This window comes from Methanoregula sp., assembly GCF_049686655.1.
GTDB lineage: Archaea > Halobacteriota > Methanomicrobia > Methanomicrobiales > Methanospirillaceae > Methanoregula.
In genome coordinates this window covers 1-6,805 of the sequence record NZ_JBAVIG010000072.1, presented here as the reverse complement: position 1 = coordinate 6,805, position 6,805 = coordinate 1, and the positions used below count along the sequence as shown (strand labels likewise).

The 6,805-nt window shown below is 55.7% G+C and carries 10 protein-coding genes; 5 read left to right on the top strand and 5 right to left on the bottom strand.

What is annotated here, in order from left to right; all coding sequences use genetic code 11:
- The first annotated feature begins 103 nt into the window (after positions 1-103).
- On the top strand, positions 104-913 hold the full coding sequence (locus WBL42_RS10645) for a DUF4013 domain-containing protein (RefSeq protein WP_424721252.1): 810 nt from the start codon (positions 104-106) through the stop codon (positions 911-913).
- A gap of 287 nt (positions 914-1,200) precedes the next feature.
- Here WBL42_RS10645 and WBL42_RS10640 read toward each other — a convergent pair whose 3' ends face one another.
- Both WBL42_RS10640 and WBL42_RS10635 read right to left on the bottom strand, forming a co-directional pair.
- Positions 1,201-1,986, bottom strand: coding sequence for a CBS domain-containing ParB/RepB/Spo0J family partition protein (locus tag WBL42_RS10640; RefSeq protein WP_424721251.1), 786 nt, complete (start codon positions 1,984-1,986; stop codon positions 1,201-1,203).
- 129 nt (positions 1,987-2,115) lie between these two features.
- Entirely contained in the window at positions 2,116-2,280 is a 165-nt protein-coding gene (locus WBL42_RS10635) for a hypothetical protein (protein ID WP_424721250.1), read from the bottom strand.
- Positions 2,281-2,434: 154 nt separating this feature from the next.
- On the opposite strand from WBL42_RS10635, the gene WBL42_RS10630 reads away from it, so the two are divergent.
- Positions 2,435-3,127 carry a hypothetical protein gene (locus WBL42_RS10630; RefSeq protein ID WP_424721249.1) on the top strand — a complete coding sequence of 231 codons (693 nt, stop codon included), beginning with the start codon at positions 2,435-2,437 and terminating at the stop codon, positions 3,125-3,127.
- A gap of 81 nt (positions 3,128-3,208) precedes the next feature.
- Entirely contained in the window at positions 3,209-3,469 is a 261-nt protein-coding gene (locus WBL42_RS10625) for a thioredoxin family protein (RefSeq protein WP_424721248.1), read from the top strand.
- 5 nt (positions 3,470-3,474) lie between these two features.
- On the opposite strand, the gene WBL42_RS10620 is transcribed toward WBL42_RS10625, so the two are convergent.
- The gene (locus WBL42_RS10620) at positions 3,475-4,050 is read right to left on the bottom strand and encodes an HVO_0476 family zinc finger protein (protein WP_424721247.1); all 576 of its coding nucleotides are present in this window, start codon (positions 4,048-4,050) and stop codon (positions 3,475-3,477) included.
- Between the two features lie 32 nt (positions 4,051-4,082).
- On the opposite strand from WBL42_RS10620, the gene WBL42_RS10615 reads away from it, so the two are divergent.
- Positions 4,083-4,511, top strand: coding sequence for a DUF371 domain-containing protein (locus WBL42_RS10615; RefSeq protein ID WP_424721246.1), 429 nt, complete (start codon positions 4,083-4,085; stop codon positions 4,509-4,511).
- Here WBL42_RS10615 and xseB read toward each other — a convergent pair.
- Together xseB and xseA are read right to left on the bottom strand one after the other, a co-directional pair.
- On the bottom strand, positions 4,495-4,689 hold the full coding sequence (gene xseB / locus WBL42_RS10610) for an exodeoxyribonuclease VII small subunit (protein ID WP_424721245.1): 195 nt from the start codon (positions 4,687-4,689) through the stop codon (positions 4,495-4,497). The two genes, WBL42_RS10615 and xseB, sit on opposite strands and share 17 nt — an antisense overlap.
- On the bottom strand, positions 4,664-5,914 hold the full coding sequence (gene xseA, locus WBL42_RS10605) for an exodeoxyribonuclease VII large subunit (protein WP_424721244.1): 1,251 nt from the start codon (positions 5,912-5,914) through the stop codon (positions 4,664-4,666). The genes xseB and xseA overlap by 26 nt, the downstream gene beginning before the upstream one ends.
- Positions 5,915-5,956: 42 nt before the next feature.
- On the opposite strand from xseA, the gene WBL42_RS10600 reads away from it, so the two are divergent.
- On the top strand, positions 5,957-6,805 hold an 849-nt coding region (locus WBL42_RS10600), incomplete at its 3' end, for a sugar phosphate isomerase/epimerase family protein (RefSeq protein ID WP_424721243.1).

The window sequence follows — 6,805 nt, the reverse complement described above, 5'->3', positions numbered from 1 at the left end:
GGTCAGCAGGTTCTGAGAGCATGCAGCATGAAAAAACGGCCGGTCTTTCAGGTGTCATGAATTATATCAATGATTTAATAAAGAATGTCTCCAATCTTTAAACATGGATTACGGAGCTCTTATTGGTGAATCGATCGATTACAGCCGGGAGGCACTGACGGGAAGATGGACAACGTGGCTGGTCTTCATCATCTGCGGCATACCCATGGCCCTCATCCGGTTTTTATTCGATCCTACAAAAATCGTGGATAATGCATCAAAAACCATCCACTGGGAGCTCATCCCGTGGCCCCAGCTCATCGCACTCATTATCGCAGGATTCCTGCTCTCGTTCATTATCTCAGGATACTGTGTACGCGTGTATCGCGGGACCACCCCCCCTCCTGTTTTCGATAACTGGATCTCCCTGTACCTTGACGGGATCAAACTTGTCGTTGTTGACATCCTATGGGCCGTCCCGGCAATGCTTGTCTTAATCATTTCCTTTGCCATCCTCATCGTGGGCGCCGTAACCGTCAAAGGACCGATGCCCCTCATCCTCATCCCCGTCATCCTCCTCCTCCTCCTTGCCGCTGTCGTGCTCGCGGTCATCGCCATCCTCTACAGTATTCTCGGGAGCGTGCGCTTCTCCCGCACCGGCAGCATCAGGGAAGGGGTACGGTTCTCCGCAATTTCAGGTACGATTGAGAGGATCGGCTGGGGTACCTATATCATTGCCCTTGTTGTCCTGCTGATGACCTGGTTTATCTTCATCATCATCATCGGGATTCTCGCTCTCATCCCATTCGTTGGATGGGCGTTCAACCTGGCTATAACCCCTTTCTTCACAGTCTTCAACGCCCGATACATTTCCCGCGTCTACGATCACGACATTCCGCAGGCTCCGGCAACCGTTCCGGAAACTGCCCTGTAATTTTTCCGGATCGGAAGTGGCATGATACGGTACAGGACTGGTCGAATCCTTCAGCGGGCTCTGTTAACTTGTTATGGGATAATCAATTTTTCAACACCTGAAAAAAATTTCAATCCCTCACCAAGTTAACAGAACCCGGAAAATTTCATTGAATGGACCGGTTTGGAAAATCCCTCAGACAAATTCATCACAGTCGTGCCCCGCTCCCTTGCGAGGGAAGACAGCTGTTCCCAAAGGGAAGAGCAGACCCGGGATGAACTTCAGTCCCATGAGTGAAAAACGCGTCGTCAGACTCGTTTCACCAGCCGGTGCGTAATCGCTACCAGCGGGTGCCGGGCATAATCGAGGATCTGCACATCGTCGAGCGTCTTTAAGTTCATGGCATGGGCGGTCCGTTCCATGCCCAGCTCGATGTTCTCCTTGATCTCGATAATGTACGCGTCGAGCGCACTGATACCCAGCCGTTTTGCTGCAACGGCCCGGTGGTGCCCGTCAACGAGGATGATCTTCCCCGGCCGCCTCACGACAATGATCGGTTCAGCAAGTCCCTTCTTGATCTCGTAGATCCTTCCTTCCAGTTCATCCTCGTAGATCTTCGACTGTGTCGGGAGGAGGTCCTTGACCGGCACGGTGCCCCGGTCAAGCGTGGGATCCACATTGTAGAGTTTTTTGAGGGTGGTCATGAAATTGAAGACCTTCTCAGGCGAGACATGCTCGATCTGGGAACGGATGACATCCGAGTTGGAGATGATGCCCAGCAGCTGGTTCTTCTCGTCCACAACCGGCAGTTTCTGGATGCCGCTCCGGAAGATGACCCGTGCAGCATCATTGATGTCCATCTCCGGGTCAGCAACGATCAGGTTGTCGGACATCACCTTCTCGACAGGAGTTGACGGCTGCACAAAGAGGAGATCCCTCGCTGAGATGTAACCGATAACCGTAGTCCCGTCGACTACCGGGAAACCGTCGTGATGGGTCTTCTGGATCTTCTCGATGACGTCATGGACAGATCCCCGGAAGTCCACGCTCACGACATCGTAGGTCATGTAATCCTTGACCTTCTTTTTATCCATCAGTACAGCTTTACCGTCAGGCACTTTAAAGACATCGGTGAAAAAATAAAAAGAAAGGGGAGGATTTCGCATCCTGTTATTCTATCATAATATGGGATTTTTCACCGGCTTTGTCTTTTTTGGGGTTACTCAAGGCACACCGTTCCTGAAACCGGCTTTTGCGCGATCTTCCGTGACATCAGCCGGCAGGAGCCTGCCGTCGGCAGATGCCTGACGGAACACAGGGTCCGGTTCAGCCCGCATCTCGTCCATCTCATGCCGGATCGATTCGAAAGGATCTCTTCTCCATGCCATGATCAAATCTCCTTTTCCTGTGGAACCCATCTTTCGCACCAATGGGTTAACTCTGGGTTACTAATCATCTGGTATAACTATTTGCTCAATATCTCTTCCAATCGGAATAGTTTATGTCCGAGCGGTTACGATGTAATAAGGAGGCTCGTTAAGCATGAGCGAAAAGAAAAAGAAAGAAGAATCGAAAAAGAAGTGGACCAAGATCGGTCTGATCATTCTCGCGGTACTCTTTGTTGTCGTCATGGTCGTCTCTTCCATGGGATCAAACTGGATCACCGGTCTCGCACCGGTCCGGCCGGGTGACAGCGTGGTAATCGACTATACTATTTACGATGCTGCAGGAAATCCGCTCGTCACAACCAACCAGCAGGTCTACCAGCAGGCAGCACAGGCGGGTAATGGGATCATGTATGCCAAACAACTTACGCTGATTGCGAACCAGAGCCTGAACACGGGCGTTTACCCGGTGCCGGTTTATATCGGCAGTAATGGTGGCAGCTGGGACCAGTTCGCGCTCTTTTCCCCCGAGTACGATGCTATTACCCAGGGGCTTGTCGGCATGAGGGTCAACGATAAGAAAAATATTGCATTTACCGCCAATAATTCGATGGCCCAGCTCTGGTCTCCCGCCCAGCTCCAGCGGAATAATATCAACATGAGTGAAATCCAGGTCGGGAATACCCTTGCGATGGGAGTCTCTAACAATCCCAATGCAACTGCCGACAACTCGTCCGCAACAACCTATATCCGGGTTGGAGAAGTAACACGGATATCCCCGGCCGGGGTTGTCGTGGATTTCGGCTACCCGAATGCCGATGTCACGGTGTATTCGGTTACCAGGCAGTAACCCGGGCTCCTCCTCTTTTTTGGGATCTTCATCCCCTTTTTTATCCATACCCTTTTTTATTACTGCCTGCCATTCCTGTTCATGGCACTGCGTGTACTCTGCTTTTTCCAGCCGGGATGTATGGGCTGTATGGAACAGGCACCGATTAATGCGGAGGTAGGAAAGAAACTCAGGCTCGCGATCGAAGAGATCGATGCCACAAAAAATCCCGCATATATCGGGGAATACCAGTTGAAGGCAACACCCACGATCCTCGTCCTTGTAGACGGGGTGGTAAAAGAGCGCTTCGAAGGAGTGGTCCACCGGGAACAGCTTGAGGTGACCCTGAAAAAATATCTATGAGTACGTTACGTGCGGACCCCGTAGACGCGCTTGACCCGGTGGGCAACCGTCTTCCATCCCTCTTTCCTCATCAGCGGCCCGTCCCTGAGCTTGAGATGGGAGATCCGGAACCTTTTACCGGAGACCACGTACATGTCATTGACCACGAACGGCTGTTCCCCGTCGCATTCCATGTAAACCGGGATCGTCTTCCTGCCGTCGTGGATGGAGATCTTGACTACGACCTGTTCTATCCCCCGGGTCCAGAGCGTTGTGATATCCTTTGCTTTTGCCCGTTTCACCCGTTTGTCGCCGCATTCGATGGCGGTGACTTCGACACCGAAGACGTCATCCCCGCATTCGGCTACGAGATGATCGTCAACAGAGCATTCGTCCTCCCCGGCAAATTCGATCCCGCAGACCCTGGATGTGCCTTCCTTTGAAACGATCGCCTTGACGATCAGGGTCTCCGGCTCGCGTTCCTTTGGCAGGCGCTGGTGATGACCGCAGCTGGTGCACCGCACGAGCATGTCGCGGGATTCGGCCACGACCTCATGTTCGGTCTCATCCTTGCACACGGGGCAATGGGCGGTAATAAACATTGAATAGGAATGGCGCCCTCACATGATAAAGCATGGAGGCGCAGGAAACCGTGGTCTGCCGGGGGCATCCCTTCATCCTTGGCACCCACCCGACAACCTTTGAGGTGACCCGCGAGGAGCACCTGACCTCAAACGGCAACTGTATCATCGGAATCGCAGCTGACAAGGGATGCGCTGACCTGTCACCGGGATTCCGCGAACTGCTTGCCCATGACGATGCGGTCCTTACCACCCGTCTTGAATGCGGAGGTATTTCCGTGGAGATCCGGTCCCGGGGATCTGATCAGATGACCCTTGACCACCCGGCAGATATGGTCTGGCGCAGGAGCATGTTTGTCTGCGGCCGGACGATCGGGATCCTGTCGGACCAGGTGGCAGCCGGCCTGCCCCGTGAACTGGTAGAAAATCTCGTAACGGGAAAAGAGATGATCGTGGCCCTGGCCGTCACGCGTCCCGGCTGAGTGTGGTGATCTTTATTTCTGCTTCGGCAAGCAGGGTCTCGCACTGTTTTACAAGCGCTGCTCCCTGCTCATAGAGCTTTATGCTCTCGTCAAGGCTGGTGTTCCCGTCCTCGATCTTGTCTATGATCTTCCTCATCTGTTCGATCTTTGCTTCATACGTTTCCGTCAAGGTCCACACGCTCCACGATGACCCGGCTGCTGCCGTCATGCATTCGTAATTTCAACCGGTCCCCTTCTGCTACCATGCCCGTACCCCGGATGACAACGCCGTCCTTCTCTGCAACGCAGTAACCCCGGGCCAGGACTGCCAGGGGGCTCCGGCTCTCGAGGGCAGTCTTCAGTTCTTTAAGGATCAGCCGTTCCCGCCCGAGCCGCGACTGTAAGCCCCGGTCAAGCCTGTCGCCGAGATCGGCAGTTGCGGTCTTCCGCTCGTCCAGCTTCCGCAGGAACCGCTGGGGCCGCAACCGGTCCAGTAAGCCGGTCACTTCATCCCGGGCCCAGGCAACCCGGCCCAGCAATGAAGCGTTCATCTGGCGCTGCAGTTCCTGCAGCTGGAGGAGGAGCACGGCCCGGTCCGGGACCACCAGCTCGGCGGCAGCGGAGGGAGTCGGTGCCCGGAGATCGGCCGCAAGGTCGGCAAGGGTGATATCCACCTCGTGGCCGATCGCGCTGACGACCGGTACCGGGCTTTGCGTAATTGCCCTGACCACGTCCGGGTGGTTGAACGGGAAGAGGTCCTCGAAACTTCCGCCGCCCCGGGCCACAATGAGGACGTCCACACGACCGGCAAGGCGGCGGATCGCTGCTGCGATCTCCCGGTGCGCCTCTTCCCCCTGGACTGCCGTGGGCGAGATGATGATCTCAATCGGGTACCGCCGCCCGATCACGTTCCGGATATCGTGGATCACCGCGCCGGTCTCGGACGTCACGACCCCCACCCGTGCGGGAAAACACGGCAACAGGCGTTTCCTCTCCGCGGCAAAGAGACCCTCTGCGGCGAGCTCCTTCTTCCACTTTTCGACAAGGAGATACTTCTCGCCAAGGCCGGCCTTCTCCATCTTCTTTACCTGCAGCTGGTAGGCCCCGTGCGGTGCGTATACCGTGACTGATCCGGAGACCACCACTTCAATGCCTTCTGCGGGACTGAACGCGAGCCGGTCAGCATCGGACCGCCACATCACGCATTTTATGACCGCTGCCGTTGCCCCCCCGCCCTTCTCTGAGAGCGAGAAGTACCGGTGCCCCCGGCCGTGGTGCTTGTAATTGGTGACCTCCCCCTTCACCCGGATGTCCTGCACCCGGGGATCGTCGAGCAGCCCCCCGATAAGGGCCGAGAGCTCAGATACGCTCATGAGCACGGCCTTTCCTTCGGCAGGCTCGTCCGGGGTATTGAACCAGTCCATCAACAGTTATTAGGACAAAACCGCATATCAAATAGTACTACCATGGTGTCGTTTTCCGTCGCGAGCATGTTCTTCCATGAATACACCACTCCCGAGATCTTCTCCTTTGTCTCAACGTCAGGTCTCGACGGGATCGAGTTCTGGCTGGAGACCCCACATTTCTGGCTCCGTGATCTCCCGGTGGATGAAGTGATTGCATGCCGTCGGGAACACCCGGAACTCGGGAACCTGACCGTCCACGCCCCGATCCTCGACCTGAATCCGTGTTCCATCAACCCGGAGGTTGCGGCGGTATCGGTGGAGTATGCCGTCCGCTCTCTCGGGATTGCCACCCGCATGGGAGCCGGTCTTGTCACGGTCCATCCCGGGCGGCGGACGGCAAAGCGCCCCCCGAGCGATGCCGACTTTGTACGGTTCGATCACTACATCGATGTACTCCGGGATGCAGCCCCGCATTACCCGGTCAAAATCTGCATGGAGAATATGGAACCGATCGTCAACTCGCTGCTCTGCACTCCCGAACGGATGCGCACGCTTCTCGATGAGGAACCATGGCTCTCGTGCACGCTCGATGTATCCCACGCCCTCGCGAAATCCCCGGATGAGCCGGTGCGATACATAGAACTCTGCCATGACCGGATGGCGAACGTCCATATCAGCCGGGCCGAGGGAAAGACCCTTCACCTGCCGCTTGCCCGGGATCCCTCTATGGCCGCGGTGATGCAGGCCCTCCGGGACCATGGCTTTTCCGGCAGCCTTACCCTCGAGATCGAGGACCTGAACTTCGGACGTACTTTCACCCCGGATGAGAAGATTGCCCTGCTTGCCGGGGACTGCGCCTTCATGCACGAGTGCTGGACTAAAGTAACAGTACCGGGCGCTGGTTTTATG